At 56.5% G+C, this 345-nt stretch carries 1 pseudogene; it reads right to left on the reverse strand.

The features are described from left to right. Positions 1–345: pseudogene (locus JL015_RS27605) on the reverse strand (IS3 family transposase); the annotation flags it as partial.

The following is a 345-nucleotide window of genomic DNA, read 5'->3' on the forward strand; positions in this document are numbered from 1 at the left end:
TAGGTTATGTCTGCAACCCAGACCTGTTCGGGCCCGTTGGCTACAACTTGTTCCGGGCCTGCTTTAAGCAGGTTGGGATGGCGGCGAAAGCGATGATGGCTATGAGTAGTCTTGTGATAAGCCCGTTTGCGCGGAACCAGCTCGCGCGCGTCACGCAAGATGGCAAACAGACGATCTCGACCTACACACAGCACCGCAGGTGCTTCGGCGCTCATCAAGTAATGCAGCTTGCGTGTACCCAGCCTTGGCTGACGACGCCGCTTCTCCAGAACGAAATCCACCACTTCTTGATCTTGGATGGCCCGCGCGTCAAAAACGCGATTACGCTTGTAGTACGCCTGACGC

This window comes from Pseudomonas cichorii (genome assembly GCF_015471405.1).
GTDB classification, from domain to species: Bacteria; Pseudomonadota; Gammaproteobacteria; order Pseudomonadales; family Pseudomonadaceae; genus Aquipseudomonas; species Aquipseudomonas serbiensis.